At 64.0% G+C, this 20,810-nt stretch carries 17 protein-coding genes and 2 tRNA genes; 12 read left to right on the top strand and 7 right to left on the bottom strand.

Translation table 11 applies throughout. The annotated features are described in order from the left end of the window. Positions 1 to 342: 342 nt before the first annotated feature. The 5 genes from EFAMC1_RS08000 to rpmH all read right to left on the bottom strand — a co-directional run bounded on the left by EFAMC1_RS08000 (position 343) and on the right by rpmH (position 2,455). A complete protein-coding gene (locus EFAMC1_RS08000) occupies positions 343 to 897 on the bottom strand; it encodes a protein jag (protein ID WP_154053770.1) in 555 nt (184 codons plus the stop codon). 75 nt (positions 898 to 972) lie between these two features. Beyond that, a complete protein-coding gene (locus tag EFAMC1_RS07995) occupies positions 973 to 1,734 on the bottom strand; it encodes a YidC/Oxa1 family membrane protein insertase (protein WP_154053769.1) in 762 nt (253 codons plus the stop codon). A gap of 25 nt (positions 1,735 to 1,759) precedes the next feature. Next, complete coding sequence (gene yidD, locus EFAMC1_RS07990) at positions 1,760 to 1,972, bottom strand: membrane protein insertion efficiency factor YidD (protein ID WP_222838687.1); 213 nt, start codon at positions 1,970 to 1,972, stop codon at positions 1,760 to 1,762. A gap of 20 nt (positions 1,973 to 1,992) precedes the next feature. Next, positions 1,993 to 2,313 carry a ribonuclease P protein component gene (gene rnpA / locus EFAMC1_RS07985; protein WP_154053767.1) on the bottom strand — a complete coding sequence of 107 codons (321 nt, stop codon included), beginning with the start codon at positions 2,311 to 2,313 and terminating at the stop codon, positions 1,993 to 1,995. Between the two features lie 7 nt (positions 2,314 to 2,320). Next, positions 2,321 to 2,455 carry a 50S ribosomal protein L34 gene (gene rpmH, locus EFAMC1_RS07980; RefSeq protein WP_154053766.1) on the bottom strand — a complete coding sequence of 45 codons (135 nt, stop codon included), beginning with the start codon at positions 2,453 to 2,455 and terminating at the stop codon, positions 2,321 to 2,323. 493 nt (positions 2,456 to 2,948) lie between these two features. Between rpmH and EFAMC1_RS07975 the strand changes: the two genes are divergently transcribed. The 7 genes from EFAMC1_RS07975 to gyrA all read left to right on the top strand — a co-directional run bounded on the left by EFAMC1_RS07975 (position 2,949) and on the right by gyrA (position 14,226). Continuing rightward, positions 2,949 to 4,292 (top strand): ATP-binding protein, encoded by a 1,344-nt coding sequence (locus tag EFAMC1_RS07975; protein ID WP_261981827.1) that lies wholly within the window; start codon positions 2,949 to 2,951, stop codon positions 4,290 to 4,292. Positions 4,293 to 4,484: 192 nt separating this feature from the next. Beyond that, entirely contained in the window at positions 4,485 to 6,035 is a 1,551-nt protein-coding gene (locus tag EFAMC1_RS07970) for a DnaA ATPase domain-containing protein (RefSeq protein ID WP_154053765.1), read from the top strand. Positions 6,036 to 6,285: 250 nt separating this feature from the next. Next, on the top strand, positions 6,286 to 7,389 hold the full coding sequence (gene dnaN / locus EFAMC1_RS07965; RefSeq protein WP_154053764.1) for a DNA polymerase III subunit beta: 1,104 nt from the start codon (positions 6,286 to 6,288) through the stop codon (positions 7,387 to 7,389). A gap of 4 nt (positions 7,390 to 7,393) precedes the next feature. Next, positions 7,394 to 8,476: a DNA replication/repair protein RecF gene (gene recF, locus EFAMC1_RS07960; protein ID WP_154053763.1), complete on the top strand. Its 1,083-nt coding sequence runs from the start codon at positions 7,394 to 7,396 to the stop codon at positions 8,474 to 8,476. After that, positions 8,469 to 9,107, top strand: coding sequence for a DciA family protein (locus EFAMC1_RS07955; protein WP_154053762.1), 639 nt, complete (start codon positions 8,469 to 8,471; stop codon positions 9,105 to 9,107). The genes recF and EFAMC1_RS07955 overlap by 8 nt, the downstream gene beginning before the upstream one ends. Positions 9,108 to 9,215: 108 nt before the next feature. Next, on the top strand, positions 9,216 to 11,252 hold the full coding sequence (gyrB, locus tag EFAMC1_RS07950) for a DNA topoisomerase (ATP-hydrolyzing) subunit B (protein WP_154053761.1): 2,037 nt from the start codon (positions 9,216 to 9,218) through the stop codon (positions 11,250 to 11,252). Positions 11,253 to 11,442: 190 nt separating this feature from the next. Continuing rightward, entirely contained in the window at positions 11,443 to 14,226 is a 2,784-nt protein-coding gene (gyrA, locus tag EFAMC1_RS07945; RefSeq protein WP_154053760.1) for a DNA gyrase subunit A, read from the top strand. Between the two features lie 300 nt (positions 14,227 to 14,526). Here gyrA and EFAMC1_RS07940 read toward each other — a convergent pair whose 3' ends face one another. Continuing rightward, positions 14,527 to 15,030: a bifunctional nuclease family protein gene (locus tag EFAMC1_RS07940; RefSeq protein ID WP_154053759.1), complete on the bottom strand. Its 504-nt coding sequence runs from the start codon at positions 15,028 to 15,030 to the stop codon at positions 14,527 to 14,529. Between the two features lie 232 nt (positions 15,031 to 15,262). Between EFAMC1_RS07940 and EFAMC1_RS07935 the strand changes: the two genes are divergently transcribed. The 5 genes from EFAMC1_RS07935 to EFAMC1_RS11270 all read left to right on the top strand — a co-directional run bounded on the left by EFAMC1_RS07935 (position 15,263) and on the right by EFAMC1_RS11270 (position 19,105). Then, positions 15,263 to 15,339: transfer RNA gene (locus tag EFAMC1_RS07935), tRNA-Ile, on the top strand. Positions 15,340 to 15,480: 141 nt separating this feature from the next. Then, positions 15,481 to 15,556 (top strand) — tRNA-Ala (locus tag EFAMC1_RS07930). A 215-nt stretch (positions 15,557 to 15,771) separates the two neighbouring features. Next, positions 15,772 to 16,269 (top strand): hypothetical protein, encoded by a 498-nt coding sequence (locus EFAMC1_RS07925; protein WP_154053758.1) that lies wholly within the window; start codon positions 15,772 to 15,774, stop codon positions 16,267 to 16,269. Between the two features lie 605 nt (positions 16,270 to 16,874). Then, a complete protein-coding gene (gene typA, locus EFAMC1_RS07920; RefSeq protein WP_154053757.1) occupies positions 16,875 to 18,713 on the top strand; it encodes a translational GTPase TypA in 1,839 nt (612 codons plus the stop codon). Positions 18,714 to 18,841: 128 nt separating this feature from the next. Continuing rightward, the gene (locus EFAMC1_RS11270) at positions 18,842 to 19,105 is read left to right on the top strand and encodes an SDR family oxidoreductase (protein ID WP_261981826.1); all 264 of its coding nucleotides are present in this window, start codon (positions 18,842 to 18,844) and stop codon (positions 19,103 to 19,105) included. Positions 19,106 to 19,262: 157 nt separating this feature from the next. Here the strand turns inward: EFAMC1_RS11270 and EFAMC1_RS07910 are convergent, their stop codons facing one another. Further along, complete coding sequence (locus tag EFAMC1_RS07910) at positions 19,263 to 20,714, bottom strand: serine hydrolase (protein WP_222838685.1); 1,452 nt, start codon at positions 20,712 to 20,714, stop codon at positions 19,263 to 19,265. Between the last annotated feature and the right edge of the window lie 96 nt (positions 20,715 to 20,810).

Raw genomic sequence — 20,810 nt, 5'->3', positions numbered from 1 at the left:
AGTCCCGAGTCCCGAGTCCCGAGTCCCGAGAAAAGGATAATCCGCTTCACATGAAAGGTAGATATTAGAAATGAAGCCACAGTCAGATTGCACAGCCAAGACGAGGCGGCTGTTGGGAGACAGATGAACGCGACGGGATTCAAGAGTAGAACGGAAGAAGGAGAGTTCCTAACTCATCTGGCTCTGGCTACCTAGACTCCATCATACATACCATTTGCCAATAATTCCCTAATCGGGATTTTTTGTCATACGACAGATCTATAAAGAAAGGGGAGCCGAAGCTCCCCTCACCAGATAACTCATGTACAACCAACCGGCAGGGACCTCTCACCGGCCTCCAGCCTACTCGACCTTCAACGGCGTCACGACCACGCAACGCTCGGGATCTACACCCTCAGAATGTGTGGCGACCGTATCATCCCCGCGGAGCGCGAGATGCACCAAACGACGCTCGTACGCGTTCATCGGAGAGAGCTTCACAGCCCTCCCGTTCTTGTGAGAACGCTGAGCGGCATTACGCGCAAGAGACTGCACCTTCTCACGGCGGCGGCTCTTATAACCTTCCACGTCCACCACGATGGGGTAGTGAAAGCCAATCTTCTTGGAGAGCAGCGACGCGAACACAACCTGCAGGGCATCCAGTGTCACACCGTGGCGACCAATGAGAATAGCAAGGTCCCCACCATTGACGTCGAGGATCAGCTCACCCTCGTCCCCATCGTACTCATCAATCGAACAGTTGTTCTCACCGAAGCAACCCAGCAGGGACTGCAGAATGGAAACGGCCTCGTCGGCGATGGCGTCCACCTGCTCGTCGACAAGTTCCCCAGACTCCTCGTAGGCGGCTCGGATGGCCTCGAAGGGGTCAGAGGTCTGCTCCAGGGTCTCGTCGCTCATGTCTACCTCCAGATAAACCATGTCGCGCACCCCCAGAGGGAATGCGCGACAGCACAGCATCTCATATGCGGACTGCTAGTCCTTCTTGCGTGGACGCGCCTTGCGCTCCTTGCGAACCACGTCTACCTTCACGGGCTCGTTCTTCATGCGCTCAGCCTCGTCGGCCTTGGCCTTCTCCAGCACCTTGCGCGTGATGAAGACCTGCTGCACGACGCCCCACGCGGAGGACGTCACGTAGTAGAGCACCACGCCGATAGGCACGCTCCAGCCAAACCAGACCATCATGACAGCCATGACGGCGCCCATGACTTTCATCTGGCTGGCCTGCGCACCCTCGCTCGTGGTCTGGTTGAGCAACATCGGCACGAGCGTCAGCACGCCAAAGGCAAGGTCAAACAGGATGAACGCCCAGGCACCAAGCCAACCAAGCTCAGCGACGGCACCGGAAGGCGACATGGCCAGCGAGGTGAAGATGCCATAGAAGTGGGCGGCCTCGGGGATGCGGTCGCGAAGGACCGTGAACAGCGCGAAGAAGACAGGCATCTGAATGAAGACGGGGAGGCAGCCGCCCAGTGGGTTGAACTTGTTCTCGCTGTAGAACTTCTGCATCTCCTCGTTCATGCGCTGGGGATCGTCAGCGTAGCGCTCCTGGATCTCCATCATCTTGGGCTGCAGAACCTGCATGCGCGCCGTGGAGCGTGTGGAGCTCACCGTGAGAGGCGTCAGGGCGAGACGGATGATGGCCGTCAGCAGGATGATCGCGAGGCCCCAGTCACCCACCAAATCGGCAAGGACTTGCAGAACCTGGGCGAGAAACCCGATAAACCATTCCCACATGTGAGGTACCTCCGAATGTCCCGCCCTATGGGACGGGGTCATAGCCACCCTTATGGCAGGGGTTGCACCTGATGAGCCTCATCAGGGTAAGCCAACCTCCTCTGAACGCTCCGTAGCGACCAAGCGCCTCTATGGCGTACTCAGAGCAGGTTGGGGTGTAGATGCACGACGGGGGCAGGAGGGGCGAGACATGCCGCTGGTACCACCTCACCATTGCGATGAGCGGACGCGCGAGCATACCGGCCCGGCCTTCCCCCGTCATGCGTGAATTCTCCTCGCGAGTTTGCCCAGCGCGGCCGCGACCTCCACGGATGAGGCCGTGCGGGTCGCGTTGGTCGCGAAGAGAATCACCTCGTACCCCTTTGGCGGGAAGCCAGCCTCCCTGGCCGCAGCCCTCAGCACGCGCTTGCACCTGTTGCGGCACACCGCGTTGCCAAGTCTCTTTGCCGCGACGAAGGCAACCCTCTCGCCAGCATCTCCCTCGACGGGGCTCACGGAGAGCCTCACGAGGGGATGGTTGTTGCGTCTGCCGCCCCTGAAGACCCTCTCGAAATCCCTCTTGGACTTGATGGTCTTCACGGGATGCCTAGACAGTGAGCCTCTTGCGACCCTTGGCACGACGGCGGGCGAGAACGTCACGGCCGCCCTTGGTGGCCATGCGGGCACGGAAGCCGTGGCACTTGGCGCGCTTCCGCTTGTTGGGCTGATACGTACGCTTCATGGTGAAATCCTCCTGAGTGGAACCGAACCACTGCTAAAGCAGTCAAGCTCTCAGATTGTAGGGGCGCGTACCTAGCGGTGTCAATTTCAACATGGGGTTTTCATGACGAATCTTGCACGCGCGCGCAGCACCCTTCCGTATGATTTGTCACATTTCCCCACTCGCCCGAGGTGCCGTACGCGGACATGACAACAGTCGCAAGCGGAATGTGACAAATCATACGGAAGAAAATGTGACAAATCATCCGGAAGGAAAGGTTGTGCAAGGCGCGGCAAATCGTGAAAGATTGGCCAGCTTGCAGTGAAAGATACCTTGATTCTCTTGTATTGTCTCTAGATGCTTTCACCGATGCAGACGCAGGTTATCGACAACTTCTCGTCAGGTGTTGAAAACTTTTCACCGCACGGAAGAAATCTTCCGCAAGTTTTCATCGCGTGATGGAAAGATGTCGAAAGTCGGTGGCAGGGAAGGGCACGAGAGAGTGGGGCGGCAGATGGCAGACGCGTTCTATCCCTTCGTCGGGGAGGGGCCGGCGGACATACCCGGGCTGGCCACGCCAGCTGCCGGGCAGCAGGGCAACGTAGCAGGCACGCAGCCGACGCCAGCGCAAGACGCCGCAGCCACGCAGGCTACCACGCAGGAGAACAGCCAGGCAGACGACCCAATGGCCACACCACAGCCACCTGCCAGCCCCGCGCATGCCAACGCGCGGCCCGAAGAAACGACCCCCGACCCCAAGGCCCACGTCCTCGGCACCGTCGTGAGCAACCCGGCCCGCATCGCCGTCTTCGACGACCCGGCGGCCGCACCCCGCGTCGTGGTGGTGCAGCCCAAGGACATCCGCACCTACCTCGAGGAAGTCACCGCGACGGTCACCCGTCTCGCCAAGGAGCAGGGCGGGCGCATCTCGTTCACCGTCATCCGCGAGGTTGTCGAGAACCTCGTGCACGCCTACTTCATCGAGCCCACCATCTCCATCCTCGACGGCGGCAACACCATCCGCTTCTCCGACCAGGGGCCGGGCATCAGCGAGAAGTCGCGCGCGCTCGAGTACGGCACCACCTCGGCCACTGAGGAGATGAAGCGCTACATCAGGGGCGTGGGGTCTGGCCTGCCCTACGCCCAGCAGTACATGGAGGACCATGGCGGCTCGCTCACGATCGAGGACAACATCCACTCGGGCACCATCGTGACCATCTCGCTGCCCACTGAGAGCTCGACCATGTTGAAAAGGGGAGCCGCGAGAACCGAGGGCATGGCCGTGCAGATGGCAAACGCCCAGCCCTCGGGAATGCCATACGCCGCCGGCCCAATGCCAGGCGCGCAGGCGCCCGACGCTTCCCAGATGATGGCACCGCAGCGGGGCATGGCCCAGCCCGCCAACAACCAGCTCATGGACTACCCGCAGCAGGGTGCCCCCATGCCGGGCTACCCGCAGCAGGTTGGCTATCCAACCCAGCAGGTGCCGGGCTATCAACAGCAGCCCGCCTACGCCCAACAGGGCTACGCCCCCTACGGCTACCCGCAACCCTATCCCTACGGCACCTATCAGCCGGCATACCAGCAGGTAGCTGGCCCACAGCAACCCGCGCCCGAGCAGCCGGCCACCGCCCCGCAGCCCGCCGCAGGCAATATCCTCGACCTGAGCGACCGCGCCCAGCAGGCGCTCGAGTGGCTCGCCGAGCACGAGTCGGTGGGCCCGACCGACCTCACCAAAGCCTATGGCGGCTCGCTCTCGACCTGGACGCGCCAGCTCCAGGAGCTCGAGGACCAGGGAATCCTTCGTAAGCGCGGCCAGAAGCGCTACCTCACGAGCGCCGGGCGCACCCTCATCTAGGGGCGCCGCGCGAGAAGCCAGAGCCGCGTGAGGAACCGGTGGCCGCGCGAGGGGAACCCACGCGAGGAGGCCGCCCCGCACAAGCACGACCCCAGAGTTTTCAACATCGCGCGCCCACGCGGCAGACCTTCGGATATACTGAGTTTTCAACATTGCCGATAGGTTATCGACAGGGTACGAGAAAGCTCACACATGGCCGAGAACAACACCACGAACCAAGCCGAGTCCGACGCCCAGGTCCTCTGGGACGACGTCGTCGAGCTCCTCGGCGAGGAGGGCACCGCGCCCGCGCTCCTCGCGATGCTCAAGAGCTGCCAGGCAACCACGCTCACCGACGACTCCCTCACCATCGCGGCCGGTACGGGCTTCGTGCGCCGCAACGTCGAGAAGAACGCCACCGCCATCGAGGCCTGCCTCGAGCGTGCCGCCTTCCAGCCCCTCGGCCTCACCGTCGAGCTCTCCCGCGAGCGCGAGGCGGCACCGGCGGCCGCGCCCCAGGTGACGCCCACCCAGACGACCATCTCGCCCGCCGAGCTCGAGCGTCTGCGTGCCGAGGAGGCCCAGGACCGCCAGGCCGCAAGCCCGGCTCCCGCCCCCGCGGCCCCGCACGCGCAGGCCACACCGGCCACGGCCCCGCAGGCCCCGCGCAAGAACCCCCTCGTCGAGGGCATCACCGCGGCCGACTCGCGCCTCACCTTCGACACCTACGTCGAAGGTGAGGAGAACCAGCTGGCCCTCCAGGCGGCCAAGGCCGTCGCCAACGGCAGCCACGGCTACAATCCCCTCTTCATCTACGGCAAGAGCGGCCTCGGCAAGACGCATCTGCTCAAGGCCATCCAGAACTACCTCGCCGTGAACGTCCCCGACCGCATCTGCGTCTACCGCCAGGCCCGCGACTTCGTGGGCGACTACACGAGCGCCATGCTCGACACCTCGCGCGGGGTCAAGGAGGCGCTCGAGCAGAACTACCACGACATCGACGTCCTCATCATCGACGACATCCAGGGCTTCCGCGGCGCGGCCAAGTCCGTCGACTTCTTCTTCGACACCTTCAACTACCTCACGAGCCACGGCAAGCAGATCGTGCTCGCCGCCGACGAGAGCCCGGCCGAGCTGGGCCTCGCCGAGCGCGTCTCGAGCCGTCTCGACTCGGGCGTGACCCTCTCGATCCAGGTGCCCAACTACGAGCTCAAGTACGGCCTCATCCGCGCCTTCTACCAGCGCATGAAGGCCGACGCCGCGGAGGACGGCCTGGCCGGCTTCGACGGCGAGATCGACGAGGAGAGCCTCGAGTTCATGGCCTCGCGCGCGGGCACCAACATCCGCACCATCAAGGCCTTCTGCCAGTCGTGCCTGCTCTCGGCAACCACCAAGCAGCATAGGGGCGAGCAGTTCACCCGCGAGGACATCGCCCAGATCGCCGTGGCCAAGTGGGGCCTCGAGCAGCGCACCTTCACCATCGAGCAGATCCAGAAGTTCGTGGAGCAGCGCTACGACATCTCCCACGCCGACCTCGTGAGCAACAAGCGCAACAAGGGCCTCATGGAGCCGCGCCACGTGGCCGTGTGGCTCGCCCGCGAGCTCACCGACTCCACCCTCGCCCAGATAGGCGAGCGCTTCGGCGGACGCACGCACGCCACGGTCAAGCACAGCATCAAGTGGGTGGAGGACCGCCGCCACGACGACCGCCTCATCCACGACAAGACCTCGCGCATGAAGGAGGACCTCATGTCGAGCTCCTAGACGGGGCCCGAGGCTTTCGACGCGCGAATGTCGAAAACCGGAAGACGGGCGTGGAAAAGTGGCCCCCGCATGTCGAAGAAGTATTCGACAGCCTTTGAACGTTCACGGCCACGGGTGGTTCTCCACACCAAAATCGGTCATCGACAGAGCGTCTACCAGCATCTATCCAAGCTTTTCAACGTTTCGACAGTGCTTACTACATCCACTACCTTTTATATCTATATATAAGAGATATAAGTAAGGAGACCGCATGCGCTTCACCGTCAGCCAGTCCTCGCTCGCCAAGGCTCTCTCCGTGGTCTCGAAGGGCATCGCCACCCACTCGACCATTCCCGTCCTCGGCGGCATCCTCATGCACGCCTCCAACGGCACGCTCGAGATGCAGGCGAGCGACCTCGACACCTCCATCCGCCACAAGATCGCGGCCAACGTCGAGGAGGAGGGCGAGACGGTCATCTCCGGGCGCATGCTCAACAACATCGTCAAGAACCTCGCCGACGCAGCCGTCACCTTCGACGGGGGCGAGGGCACCATCCACCTCACGTGCGAGAAGAGCTCGTTTCACCTGAACACCCTGAACGCCTCCGAGTTCCCAAGCTTCCCCGAGGTGGCCATGGAGCGCTCGGTGGAGCTGCCCTGCGACGCGCTCTCCGAGATGGTCGACAAGGTCTACAAGGTGACCTCGCGCGACACGAGCCGCCCCATCCTCGCGGGCGTGCTGCTCAACGTCGAGGAGAACCTCGTGCGCCTCGTGGCCACCGACTCCTACCGTCTCGTGGTGTGCGACACCAACGTCGAGACCTCCAAGCTCGACGGCATGTTCGAGATGATCATTCCCGGCACGGCCTTCCATGACGTGCTGTCGCTGCCGAGCGATGCCGAGAGCATCATCATCGGCGCCACGTCCAACCAGGTGGTCTTCGTCTTCGGCAACACCACCTACGTGTCGCGCCGCATCGAGGGCACCTTCCCCAACTACAAGCAGCTTCTGCCCTCCACCTGCCTCACCTCGGTCAAGACCAAGGTCTCGGCGCTGGCCGGCGCCCTCAGGCGCGTGAGCTCCATCGCCACGTCCAACTCGTCGGTGCGCTTCGACGTGGACGTGGACGGCGGCGCCATCACGCTCTCGTCCACCTCGCCCGACCAGGGCGATGCCCGCGAGGTGGTCCCGGTCGACGTCGAGGGCCAGCCCAACTCCATCTGCATGAACTACCGCTACGTGGGCGACTGCGTGGGCGCCCTCTCGCCCGAGAGCGAGGTCACGCTGGAGCTCCAGGAGAGCATGCGCCCGGGCGTGTTCAAGTCCTACGGCAAGATCAACTACCTCTACCTGCTCATGCCCGTCCGGATGTAGGCCCGTGTCACTCGTCGTCACGCACGTCTCGTTCAGGGACTACCGAAACCTCGGCATCCGCGAGCTTGACCCGGCGCCCGGTGTCACGGTGCTCGTGGGGCCCAACGCTGCGGGCAAGACCAACACCGTGGAGGCCCTCCAGTACCTCACGACGGGTTCCTCGTTTCGCCGTCCCTCGCCGGCCGAGCTCGTGGGGCCCGGTGCGGCCGAGGCCCACGTGCGGGGGCGCCTCGAGGGTGACGGGCGCGTCGTGGACGTGGAGCTCGCGGCCACGCCCGAGAAGCGCCGCTTCCAGAAAAACGGCAAGCCCTGCCGCGCCGCCGACCTCGCGGGGACGCTGCTGTCGGTGCTCTTCTGCCCCGACGACCTCTCGCTCGTGAAGGGGTCGGCGTCGCGCCGCCGCGGCGAGCTCGACGCCTTCGGCGCGCAGGCCAACGCGGGCTACCGCAAGGTGCTCGCCACCTACACGCGCTCGGTGGAGCAGCGAAACCGCCTTTTGCGCGACGGCTGCGACCCGGTGCTGCTCGACGCGTGGGACGAGAGCGTGGCCGTGGGCGGGGCGACGCTGCTGCGGCACCGCCTCTCGCTCTTCGAGCGGCTCTCAGTGCTCGTGGGCGAGGTCTACGGCGAGGTGGTGGCCACGGAGCGCCTGGGTTGCCGCTACGTCTCGAGCGTGGCGGGCGCAGAGCCGGGCATGGGCCGAGACGAGCTCGCCCGCCTCATGCTCGAGCAGATGCGCACCGGCCGTGCCGACGACCTGCGGCGCGGCCAGACGCTTGTGGGGCCGCACCGAGACGACGTGGCCTTCACCATCGACGGGCGCGACGCTCGGGCCTTCGGCAGCCAAGGCCAGCAGCGCACGGTGGCGCTCGCCTGGAAGATGGCCGAGGTGCGCCTCTGCGAGGGGCTGCTCGGCGAGCGGCCGCTGCTTCTGCTCGACGACGTGATGAGCGAGCTCGACGAGAGCCGCCGCGCCACCGTGACGCGCTTCGTGGAGGGCGGAATCCAGACCATCATCACCACCACCAACCTGGGCTACTTCACGCCCGGGCAGCTCGACGACATGTTGGTCGTGGACTATGGCTAGGGGATACGGGCGCGTGCCGCGCGGACGCGCCCTCGAGCGCGCCGAGTACGACCCGCTCGACCCGGCCAAGCAGCACGCCCCCGCGCAGGCGGGCTCGCTCGTCTCGTCCTACATCGACGGGCGAGTGCTCAAGGGTGCCTCTGACGCGAGCCGTGCGCTCGTGACGTGGCGCCGCATCGCGGGCAAGCGGGCTGCCAAGCACACCGTGGCCGTGTGGCTCAACCGCCCCAAGAGGGGCGACGGCCTGCCCGAGCTCGTGGTCTACCTCGACGGCAACGCCCTCATGCAGGACCTCACCACCAACGCCGAGCTCTTCGTCGAGCGCCTCGCCTACGCGGGCCTTGAGGTGGCGCGCGTGCGCTTTCGCCTCTCTCGGAAGGCGGGGCAGCAGGCACAGGCCCAGCCGGAGTCACCAGCCGACGGCACCGCGCCTGCGGCCGACCACGCCGGCTGCGAGCTGCCACCCCTCACCGCCCTCGAGCGCGCGCGGGTGTCCGCCGCGGCCGCCAACCTCCCCGACGGGCTTCGCCCGAGCGCCTCTAAGGCCATGGAGCTCTCGCTCAGACGGCAGAAGTTGCAAACCACGCAAAAGGGCACAATGCCCCCTGAGACGGGCCACAGGCCCCTGTGATGGGGAATCAGTTTCCTTTCTCCCCGTCTCCTGGGTTCGGTCCCTGCGCAATCCGGCGTTTGTCGTAGAATAGGAAGGATTGCGATTCGACCGAGGGAAAGGACACGGGTGGCATCCAATTCCAAAGAGCATGCCTATGACGGCAGCGAGATCAAGGTCCTCGAGGGCCTCGACCCGGTGCGCAAGCGCCCGGGCATGTACATCGGCTCCACGAGTGCCGCGGGCCTCCACCACCTCGTCTACGAGATCGTCGACAACTCCGTCGACGAGGCGCTTGCCGGCTTCTGCACCAAGATTGCCGTGACCATCCACGCCGACAACTCCATCACCGTCGCCGACAACGGCCGCGGCATTCCCGTGGACAAGCATCCCACCAAGAAAATTCCCACGCTCGAGGTGGTCCTCACCGTCCTGCACGCGGGCGGCAAGTTCGACAACGCCGCCTACAAGGTCTCCGGCGGCCTGCACGGCGTGGGCAGCTCCGTCGTGAACGCCCTCTCCAAGAAGCTTGTGGTGCAGGTCAAGCGTGACGGCAACATCTACGAGATGGCCTTCGCCCGCGGCAAGACCACCGAGAAGATGAAGGTCGTGGGCAAGTCCAAGGCCACGGGCACCACCATCACCTTCTGGCCCGACGACGAGATCTTCGAGACCACGGTCTTCGACTACGACACCCTCCACGACCGCTTCCAGGAGATGGCCTTCCTGAACCGCGGCCTCAAGATCGTCCTCACCGACGAGCGCGAGCTCACGCCTCGCGTGGAGGAGTTCTGCTACACCGGCGGCATCATCGACTTCGTGAAGTTCCTGAACGAGGGCAAGGAGGTTGCCGACGGCCTCAAGAAGCCCATCTACCTCGAGGGCGAGAACGACGCCTCCGACGCCGCGAAGATGGGCGAGGTCGAGGTGGCCATCCAGTGGAACACCGGCTACTCCGAGAACGTCATGAGCTTCGCCAACAACATCTTCACGCCCGAGGGCGGCACCCACCTCGAGGGCTTCCGCACGGCGCTCACCCGCGTGGTGAACGACTATGCGCGCAAACAGAACATCCTCAAGGAGAAGGACGCCAACCTCACCGGCGACGACATCCGCGAGGGCCTCACGGCGGTCATCTCGGTCAAGCTCGGCGACCCGCAGTTCGAGGGCCAGACCAAGGCCAAGCTCGGCAGCTCCTTCATGCGCCCACTCGTGATGAAGGTGGTCGCCGATGGCCTCTCCGAGTACCTCGAGGAGCACCCCAAGCAGGGTCGCACCATTGTGAGCAAGGCCATCCAGGCCAGCAAGGCCAGAACGGCCGCCCGCAAGGCCCGCGAGGCCACGCGCCGCAAGAGCCTGCTCGAGAGCGCGAGCCTGCCCGGCAAGCTCGCCGACTGCTCCGTGCGCGACGCCGAGCTCACCGAGCTCTTCATCGTCGAGGGCGACTCCGCAGGCGGCTCGGCCAAGGACGGACGCAGGCGCGACATCCAGGCCATTCTGCCCCTGCGCGGCAAGATCCTGAACGTGGAGCGCGTGGGCGACCACCGCGCCTTCTCGTCCGACACCATCCAGTCGCTCATCACGGCCATCGGCACGGGTGTCACCACGAGCGCCGGCGATGGCGGGGACTTCGACATCTCCAAGGCCCGCTACCACAAGATCATCATCATGACCGATGCCGACGTGGACGGCGCCCACATCCGCATCCTGCTCATGACGTTCTTCTACAAGTATATGCGCCCGCTCATCGACGCCGGCTACATCTATGTGGCTTGTCCGCCGATCTTTGGCGTCAAGGTGGGCAAGAAGATTCACTACGTCTACCCCAACGGCCGCCAGGCCGAGGAGGACATCCTGCGCGACACCGTCCGCAGCCTCGGGTTCGTCTACGAGGAGGGCGAGGACGACGACAAGGACGCCTCCGGCAAGCTCAAGAAGAAGAAGCGCGGCTACACCGTGCAGCGCTACAAGGGCCTGGGCGAGATGGACCCCAAGCAGCTGGCGTCCACCACGATGGACCCCAAGACCCGCATCCTGCAGCGCGTAACCATCGAGGACGCTGCCCTGGCCGACAAGGCCGTGCGCGAGCTCATGGGCTCGCAGGTGGAGTACCGCCGAGAGTACATCGAGCGCCACGCGCATGACGCCCGCTTCCTGGACGCTTAGTACCTCGTCGACCTGGGGGTGTCACATTTTCATCCGTATGATTCGTCACATTCCCGGTTGGGTCGGCGGGGGGGGGGCTCGGTGGTACGGAGTGCGACGGGGGTGCCAAGAGTTCCCGGTGGGAATTGACAGCTTCGACGTTTCACGTGAGACACTGCCGCCTTGGGCGGCATAGCGAGAAAGGCCATCTGTGGCAGACGACAACAACACGCACGACGACGAGCAGCGGCCCGGCACCCAGGGTGCCGACGACGCGGCCGACCTGCCGGAGGACCTCCGGCGCCTCCTCGACCGAGCCCAGGCCGACGACGAGGGCGCCGACGTCTACGTCGAGTCCGACGACGACGCCGATGACGACGAGGACGACGGCGAGCTCGAGGAGGAGTTTGGCCAGGCCGGCCGCGGCACCGACGCCGGCATGACCGACGAGCACGGCGGCGCCCTCCAGATGAGCGAGTTCGGCCACGAGATGCGCCAGTCCTTCATCGAGTACTCGATGTCGGTCATCACGGCTCGCGCCCTCCCGGACGTCCGAGACGGCCTGAAGCCGGTTCATCGCCGCATTCTCTACGCGATGAACGAGTCCGGCATCTTCCCCAACCGCCCGCACAAGAAGTCTGCGTGGACGGTCGGCGAAGTTATCGGTAAGTACCACCCGCACGGCGACTCCGCGGTGTACGAGACGATGGTCCGTCTCGCCCAGTGGTTCAGCCTGCGCACGCCACTGATCGACGGCCACGGCAACTTCGGCAACATCGACGGCGACTCCGCGGCAGCCATGCGTTACACCGAGTCCCGCCTCGCCAAGCCCGCCATGGAGCTTCTGCGCGACCTGCAGAAGGACACGGTAGACTGGCAGCCCAACTACGACGAGTCGCTCTCCGAGCCGAGCGTCCTGCCGGCGCGCTTCCCCAACCTGCTCGTCAACGGCTGCAACGGCATCGCCGTGGGCATGGCCACCAACATCCCGCCGCACAACCTCGGCGAGGCCATCGACGCCACCTGCATGCTCATTGACAATCCCGACGCCACCACCGACGAGCTCATGAGCGTCATGCCCGGCCCCGACTTCCCCACGGGCGCCATCATCATGGGCGCCGATGGCATCCGCGAGGCTTACGACACCGGCCGCGGCTCCATCACGGTGCGCGCCAAGGCCCACGTCGAGACCACCAAGACCGGCCGCAGCCGCCTCGTCTTCACCGAGGTGCCCTACCAGGTCAACAAGGGCACCCTGCAGGAGAAGATAGCCCAGCTCGTGAACGAGAAGCGTATCGAGGGCATCTCCGACATGCGCGACGAGTCCAACCAGAAGGGTATCCGACTCGTCATCGAGCTCAAGAAGGACGTCATACCGCAGGTCGTCCTCAACAACCTCTACAAGTTCACGCAGCTCCAGACCACGTTCGGCGTCATCAACCTCGCCCTCGTGAATGGCGTGCCCAGGCTGCTGACCCTGCGCGAGATGTTGCAGCACTACATCGACCACCAGGTAGACGTGGTGACTCGCCGCACGCGCTTTGACCTCAAGAAGGCCCAGGCCCGCGCCCACATCCTCGAGGGCTATCTCATGGCCCTCGACCACATCGACGAGGTCATCAGCATCATCCGCTCGAGCCGCACGGACTCCGAGGCCAGCGCCCGCCTCATCGAGCGCTTTGGCTTCTCGCCCGAGCAGACCCAGGCCATCCTCGAGATGCGTCTGCGCCGCCTGACCGGCCTCTCCCGTGACCAGATCGAGGAGGAGCTGGCGGGGCTGCGCAAGGCCATCGCCTACTACGAGGACCTGCTGGCCAACCCGGTCAAGATCCTTGGCGTCATCAAGGAAGAGATGCAGGAGATCTCGCGCAAGTTCTCCGACAAGCGCCGCACCGAGATCTCGGTCGAGGGCACCAAGGAGCTCAACGTCGAGGACCTCATCGCCGACGAGGACATGGTCGTGACCGTGACGCACGCCGGCTACGTGAAGCGCACCCCGGTGGCCACGTACCGTTCGCAGAAGCGCGGCGGCAAGGGCGTCCAGGGCGTGAACCTCAAGGACGAGGACTTCGTCGAGGAGCTGTTCGTGGCGAGTACGCACGACTACGTGCTGTTCTTCTCGAACAAGGGCAAGGTGTACCGTCTCAAGGTGCACGAGCTGCCGATTGGCCAGCGCACGGCGCGCGGCTCGGCGATTGTGAACCTCGTGCCCTTCACCGAGGGCGAGCGCATCGCGGCCGTCATCACGTGCCGCTCGTTCCCCGAGGACGACTTCCTCATGTTCGCCACCAAGAACGGCACCGTGAAGAAGACGGCCATGAGCGCCTACGACCGCACCCGCAGGGACGGTATTATCGCCATCAACCTGCGCGACCACGACGAGCTCGTGAACGTGCGCCGTGTGCGCCCGGGCGAGAAGGTCATCCTCGTCTCCACGGACGGCAAGGCGATCATGTTCCCCGAGAGCGACGTGCGCCCGATGGGTCGCGACACGAGCGGTGTGCGCGGCATCACCCTCAAGGGCGACGCCAATATGCTGGGCATGGAGATCACGAACGGCAAGGGCGACCTCTTCGTCATCACGGAGAAGGGTTACGGCAAGCGCACGCCGGTTGCCGAGTACCCCGAGCACAAACGTGGCGGCCAGGGCGTCTACACCATCACGATGACGGCCAAGAAGGGCCAGCTCGCGGCCTGCCGCGTCGTGGGTCCGCAGCACGAGCTCATGATCGTCTCCGGGGACGGCGTCGTGATCCGCGTGAAGGTGAACGACATCTCGAGGCTTGGCCGCTCCACGCAGGGTGTCAAGATCATGAACGTGGCCGACAAGGACAGCGTCTGCGCCCTTGCGAGGATGGTCGTTGCCAGGAACACGGCCAAGGTCGACCCCAACCAGGCAACGCTTGACCTGGCGGCCGCCGGCGCCTCGAGCGAGGAGGACCCGGTGGACATTGGCGGCGACGAGGAGCTCGACGAGTCGATGCTCGACGAGTAGCGGCCGATATGGCTGACGTTGGCTGACGGGCCGGCCGGCAGAAACCTCCGTGCGAGGTCACTTCGATTCGCGAAGTCCCTTAGCCTCGCACATCCGGTTTCTGCCGGCCGGCCCTGTTGGCGACGGAGGTGGGTATCGGCCGACTCGATTGCGGGCTGGCTTCTTTTTGGTGTTGGGATGCGATTATGGATAGCGGGCGTTCCGGTCCCGCCCTGGAGGCAAAACGTATGTCACGCAGGCGAATCCCACTGCGCGCCAGGCCCTCAACTTCTATCGCTTCAGGGGAGGCTGATAGTTAAGCTATTTATTAGTTTTGAAGTCGTCGGGGGTGAGGTCTTCGACGAAGGTGTGGAAGGCCTTGGCCTCCTTAGCTCGCTCGTCGGCGGCGATGGCCTCGAGGTTGGGTGAGCCGGCCTGCTCGAGGAGCTGCTCGTTGGCGAGGATGGGCGCCTTGGCGCGCACCGCGAGCGCGATGGCATCGCTCGGGCGGGCGTCGACGTGGTGGGTCTCGCCCGAGGCGAGGCGGATGTCGAGCGTGGCGAAGAACGTGGCGCCCTTGACGCGCGTGAGGCTCACCGACTCGAGTGTGCCGCCCAGCACGTCGATGACGTTGGCAAGCAGGTCGTGCGTCATGGGACGGCGCGGCCGGCAACGCCCGAGGCCGGCGCCGATACAGGACGCCTCGACGGGGCCCACGTTGATGGGCAGCGCGTTGGCCGTCTGCCTGTCCTCCGGAAGCAGCACAACCGCCGACGGCGTGGAGCCCTTTCCCACGACGATGTCCTTTACCCGCATGCGAATCATGTCAGCCTCCTCTCGAGCTCTGCTCGGCCTTGGGTCGCGGCGTGGCCGCTTGGCCCGCACCGCGGCGCACCTCGTGGGCCGCTCGGCCTGCCAGTGTGACCGTTTGCAGTGTTGTATGCTACCCAAAGCCGCCGGACGGGAACACTCCAAATTAATTTTGAAAAAGGTGTTGACCGTTCGAAACGCATTGGCTTATTATAGCCAAGCGCGTTGTGGCGAACACATCGCACGTGGGCCCGTAGCTCAGTTGGTCAGAGCGTCCGGCTGATAACCGGGAGGTCACAAGTTCGAACCTTGTCGGGCCCACCACCTTTTCACCAATAAACGCCCCAGCGTGAGCCGAGTCGCCGCTGGGGCGTTTATTACTTTCTCGGCCGTGAGTGGCTCCCGTTGTGCTGCGCGCGGGGAATGCCGTATCATGGACGGACGCAACGGGCGGCATGCCCAAGCGGGGACGTAGCTCAGTTGGGAGAGCGCGGGCTTTGCAAGCCTGAGGTCGTGGGTTCGATCCCCATCGTCTCCACCATGTCTGTGACGGGCTGGCAGCGAGGGCTGCCAGCCTTTTGTTATTCTTGCTGACCTCACTGGAAGGTAGCCTTGGTGACCGGTGCATCGTCCGGCTCGTGCGAGCGGCCGGTTTGCCCCGGATGCCCGACCTGTGGCCGGCTTGCCCCGGCCCCGTGGCTTCGTGCGACGTGCGGGTATCATGTGGTGCGTACACCCACGTTGATTGGCGGAAGCATGGCAAAGCGGGCTCGGTCCCAGGAGGCACAGAACGACGGCAACATCTCCGAGGCGCTCGACCAGCTCTCCTGCGAGCTTCTGGGCGAGGCGCTTGACATGCTTGCCGACGGCAAGGAGATTCTGGCTGTCGCGAGTGTCATGGATGCCTCCGGCCAGCGTCTGACCTGCGCCTTTGAGGAGGACTCTCCTGAGCTGTGCCTTTCCGCGGCCCGCGAGTGGGTGCGTTCGGGCGGCAAGGCGTCTGGCGCCGCGTCCAAGGCTGGCTCTCCCGTGGTGGGCAAGGCGCAGTGTTACGCCATCGCGTACGAGGGGGCCATCGCCGCCGAGGAGGGCGCGGCCGACAGCTCCTACCACGATGCCCTCATCCTCGAGTTTGGTGAGCGCGGTGCTGATACGGCCTACTCTGCGTATGTCCTGGTAGACAACGTGGGCGGTGGTCGCGCCTTTCGCTACACCGACCCCGAGCCCGCCGGCGAGCTGCCCTGCCTGCTGTAGGATTGGCACGACCTGCCGTTTACCCGCACCTCCAAAGGCCTCAGCTTAACCCTCGCATGTGACCGATGTGGTTGCTGTCGTCTAACATCAGCTCGCGCCGAGCGCTATGACCTCACACAGGGGCTTTGCAACTTGTTGCCTCGGGTCGCGAAGTTACTCACTTTTGACCCGCGGGATTCCCAAAGCCTCGTCGTTTTGCCGTGCCCGCAACCCTGCATGCAATCTATCGGAGTCCGTTACCCTGCCTCGCGTACCGCGCAGGCGATCTTCCGTGCGGCGCGGGTCCAGTCGCGGGTGGCCTGGCAAGCAATATCGTGCGCGCGCCCGACCGAGGTAATGCCTCGGCAGGGTTCATAACCGCACCAAGGAGCGGAGTCGTGCGGCATGGCTTGTCGCTACGGACTGCACCCAACGCTTGCCGGAACGCCCTATTGCAAATAGAAGCCCGCACCAGCTAGCCGTTATGTGGAATCGATCGTGGGCGGCGCCCCTCGAGCGGGCGAGCGGCCGCTTACCGCGCTAAACTATACCGTTGGCCGAGAAACAAGCCCCTATGCCTGTAACCGCGCGCCCCACCCGCGCGCATCACGAACTGAGAGGAACCCATGCGTCAGGAGAACCTCCGCAACATCGCCATCATCGCGCACGTCGACCACGGCAAGACCACCCTCGTTGACAAGCTTCTCCGCGCGACGGACGCCTTCCGCGCAAACCAGCAGGTCGAGGACCGCGTCCTGGATTCCAACGACCAGGAGCGCGAGCGCGGCATCACCATCCTCGCCAAGAACATCTCCATTGAGTACAAGGACGTCAAGATCAACGTCATCGACACCCCGGGCCACGCCGACTTCGGCGGCGAGGTGGAGCGCGTGCTCAAGATGGCCGACGGCGCGCTGCTGCTCGTCGACGCCTTCGAGGGTCCGATGCCGCAGACCCGCTTCGTCCTGCGTCACGCCATCGACGCCGGTCTGTCCATCATGATCGTTGTCAACAAGATCGACCGCCCGGGCGCCAACCCCGAGAAGGCCTACAACGACTGCCTCGACCTCATGGCCGACCTCGGCGCAACCGACGAGCAGCTCGAGTTTGCCATGGAGCACGTTGTCTACGCGAGCGCCATGAACGGCTTCGCGCGCCTCGACCCCAACGACGACAACGACAACATGTACCCGCTGCTGGACATGATCATCGACGACATGCCGGCTCCCGACGTTGACCCCGATGGCCCCCTCGCGATGCAGTGCGTCACCATCGACCACTCCAACTTCGTGGGCCGCATCGGCATCGGCCGCGTCTACTCCGGCACCATCCACGACGGCGATCAGATCCTCGTCGTGAAGAACGACGGCAGTCGCGCCACGGCCATGGTCAAGCAGCTCTTCACCTTCGACTACCTGGGCCGCAAGGAGTGCCACGAGGTCAAGGCCGGCGACATCGGCGCTGTGGTGGGCATCGACCGCACCGACATCGGCGACGTCTACACCGACCCCGAGAACCCCGTCGAGCTCGAGCCCATCGAGATTGACCCGCCCACGCTGGCGGTCGTCTTCGAGGCCTCTACCTCGCCGCTCGTCGGCCGCGACGGCGACATTGTGGGCGCGCGCCAGCTCAAGGAGCGCCTCATGACCGAGGCCGAGAACAACGTGACCATGCGCATCGAGGAGCTCCCCGACAAGACGGGCGTCGAGGTTGCCGGCCGCGGCATCCTGCACCTGTCCGTCCTCATGGAGTCCATGCGTCGCGAGGGCTTTGAGTTCCAGGTTGGCCGCCCGCGCGTCCTCATCAAGAAGGACGAGCACGGCAACCGCCTCGAGCCGTTCGAGCAGGCCGTCGTCGAGTGCCCGGGCGAGTACTCCGGCAAGGTCATCGAGGTCTTTGGCGACGCCTCCGGCACCATGACCAACATGGAGCAGGGCGACACCATCTGCCACATCGAGTTCCGCATCCCCACGCGCGGCATCATGGGCCTCAAGAACCGCATCCTCAACGTCACGCACGGCGAGGGCGTCTTCTACCATACGTTCCTCGAGTACGGTCCGTTCGTGGGCGAGCTCGACCTGCGCAAGAACGGTGCCATGATCTCCATGACCACCGAGAAGGCCGTGGCCTACGCGCTCGGCACCCTGCAGGAGCGCGGCACCCTGTTCGTGGGCCCGGGCGACGAGTGCTACGAGGGCATGCTCGTGGGCGAGCGCTCCAAGCCTGGCGACATGGTCGTGAACATTGCGCGCTCCAAGCAGCTCGGCAACCAGCGCAGCTCCACGGCCGACATTGCCGTGCAGCTCACGCCTCCGCGCACCTTTACGCTGGAGGAGGCGCTGCAGTACATCATGGACGACGAACTCGTCGAGGTGACGCCCAAGAACGTGCGCATGCGCAAGCGCATCCTCAACGCCACCGAGCGCAAGAAGGCCGCCGTGCGCGCTGGTCTGGTGAATAAGTAAGAGGATTCGATAGACCGGTTGCCAGGAGTGATACGAGCGCGCTGAGCCGTGGATTTCGATTCGCGGTATCGCAATCTTGCGAGGCGGGCCCTCCATCCCGAAGCTTTTCGGGATGGAGGGCCTTTTGCGTGGGCGTGGGCGCGACGCGGGTACGTCGTTCGCGGTCGCGTTGGACGTGGCAGGACGACCGCGGGCACGGTGGGCGTGGCCCCAAGGGCATTCGCGTCAACGCCGTGGCCCCGGGCATCACGGCCACCGACATGGTTGCCGCCCTTCCCGACGAGACGATCAAGCCGCTCAAAGCGCAGATTCCGCTGCACCGCGTGGGTGAGCCGGTCGACGCGGCCAACGCCTTCGTCTTCCTCGTAAGTGACCTGGCCTCTCGTAAGTGACCTGGCCTCCTTCGTCACCGGCGACATCCTCCACGTCGACGGCGCGATGCGGGTGTAGGGCATATTCGTCAATCAGGGGGAGACCAGCTGTCTGTGCGGTCTCCCCCTGTCTTATTGGCAGAGTTAAGCCTCGATGCGGGTCTAATAGTCTTGGCCCTTATATATTCAGGGCGTTACGCAGCACCTTGTTCATCTCGAGCGAGAGGGTCTTGTTGGTGTTGTAATACAGTCCGCTGTCAGGCTCTCGGAAGCCGGCTTGCATCTTGTTTGACAGGCAGACGAATACATAGTTGTTGTCCGGGTCCGCAAATGCCGTAGTGCCGGTAAACCCGTCGTGGCCAAAGCAGGAGATGGTTGCCGTCTCTCCCATCCAGCTTTGCTTGAGCTTGAAGCCATACCCAAAGTCCGACGAGTCCTCGCCGTCATGATTCTCCGCATACGTTGTATGACGCTCGGTAAAAAGTTTGATGGTGTCCTTGCTATACAGCTTCGTTCCATCGTGCTCTCCACCATCGAGCATGCACTGTAAGAGAACGCCAAGGTCGGCCGCAGTCGAGTAGAGTCCGGCGTGTCCGGCGACGCCCTCACCGCCCATGGCTGCGTTTCCGTCATTTGTCTCACCGATGAGAGCTTGACGACGCCATCCGGTGAACTTCTCAAAGGCCTCGGCATCCTTCGTACAGTCATAGCCAACGCCGGGGTAGTCCTTCTCGTCGACCATGCGGTACTCATATGGGTTGCCAAGGGAGGTTGCGGCAATCTTTGATGGGTCGACTCCGCGGTCAAGGGGCCTGTAACCCGTGGAGGACATACCAAGTGGCTCATAGACATTCTCGAGTACAAATTGCTCCATGGGCTGGCTTGTAATGGCCTCTACGACAAAGCCAAGCGTCATGAAGGAGAAGTCTGAGTACATGGGCTCCGAGCCGTCTGTCTTGAATTCAGGCATGAGAGAGAGCTGTTTGATGTAGTCGAGCTGTTCGGCCCTCGTCGTGCAGTAGAGATAGGTTGGTTCCCACTGGGGAAGTCCACTCGAGTGCGTCAACAGCTGGGCGATTGTGATGTTGCCCTTGTCGTTTTGCTCAAAGCCAGGGAGATAGTCGGCCACCTTATCATCGACGCTCAACTTCTTCTGATCCACGAGAAGTATGATTGACTGCGTTGTCGCCATTACCTTCGTTACCGAAGCGAGGTCAAAGAGCGTATCCAATTCCATGGGAACGGGATTGTCGATCTTCTTGTAGGTTGGGTTTGCATACGTGCTTCCGTCGGCACTGTAGTCAGGCTCGTAGTAGTGGGCGTAGCCGTATGCCTTTTGAAATACGACTTCACCGTTGTGCATTGCAAGGGCGACGCAACCCATGCCCTCGTTTCCATGGGGATAGGCGCTGTTGAATGTGGTGTTCCACACCTCGTCAACTTGTTTTTCAGTGTCCGTGGGGAGGGCTGAGTCTGTAGTTGCAGCGGGGGTGCTTGTGGTGGTGGGTGTTTGCTGCCCTCCGCAAGCACTCAAGGCAAGTCCCGCTCCAATAGCTGCCATTCCTGAAACAAATGCCTTGCGACTAAAAGGCCTGCTTGTGATGGGGTACCCGTTCGCTTCCGTAGCCATTAGTCCTCCTGGTCTTATTGGTTAAAGTGGGAAATGAATGGGTGCGCACCTCATTACGATGAGGCCATGGTGGGGAGTTGGGCGAATATACACCAG

The sequence above is a fragment of the Olsenella uli genome (assembly GCF_901212675.1).
Taxonomy (GTDB): domain Bacteria; phylum Actinomycetota; class Coriobacteriia; order Coriobacteriales; family Atopobiaceae; genus Parolsenella; species Parolsenella uli_B.
This window is presented reverse-complemented; position numbering and strand designations above follow the sequence as displayed.

Coding starts and splice junctions, on each gene's coding strand:
- EFAMC1_RS08000 (WP_154053770.1), bottom strand. CDS start 897: ATGAGCGACGAGACCCTGGAGCAGACCTCTGACCCCTTCGAGGCCATC.
- EFAMC1_RS07995 (WP_154053769.1), bottom strand. CDS start 1,734: ATGTGGGAATGGTTTATCGGGTTTCTCGCCCAGGTTCTGCAAGTCCTT.
- yidD (WP_222838687.1), bottom strand. CDS start 1,972: ATGCTCGCGCGTCCGCTCATCGCAATGGTGAGGTGGTACCAGCGGCAT.
- rpmH (WP_154053766.1), bottom strand. CDS start 2,455: ATGAAGCGTACGTATCAGCCCAACAAGCGGAAGCGCGCCAAGTGCCAC.
- EFAMC1_RS07975 (WP_261981827.1), top strand. CDS start 2,949: ATGGCAGACGCGTTCTATCCCTTCGTCGGGGAGGGGCCGGCGGACATA.
- EFAMC1_RS07970 (WP_154053765.1), top strand. CDS start 4,485: ATGGCCGAGAACAACACCACGAACCAAGCCGAGTCCGACGCCCAGGTC.
- dnaN (WP_154053764.1), top strand. CDS start 6,286: ATGCGCTTCACCGTCAGCCAGTCCTCGCTCGCCAAGGCTCTCTCCGTG.
- EFAMC1_RS07955 (WP_154053762.1), top strand. CDS start 8,469: ATGGCTAGGGGATACGGGCGCGTGCCGCGCGGACGCGCCCTCGAGCGC.
- EFAMC1_RS07940 (WP_154053759.1), bottom strand. CDS start 15,030: ATGATTCGCATGCGGGTAAAGGACATCGTCGTGGGAAAGGGCTCCACG.
- EFAMC1_RS07925 (WP_154053758.1), top strand. CDS start 15,772: ATGGCAAAGCGGGCTCGGTCCCAGGAGGCACAGAACGACGGCAACATC.
- typA (WP_154053757.1), top strand. CDS start 16,875: ATGCGTCAGGAGAACCTCCGCAACATCGCCATCATCGCGCACGTCGAC.
- EFAMC1_RS07910 (WP_222838685.1), bottom strand. CDS start 20,714: ATGGCTACGGAAGCGAACGGGTACCCCATCACAAGCAGGCCTTTTAGT.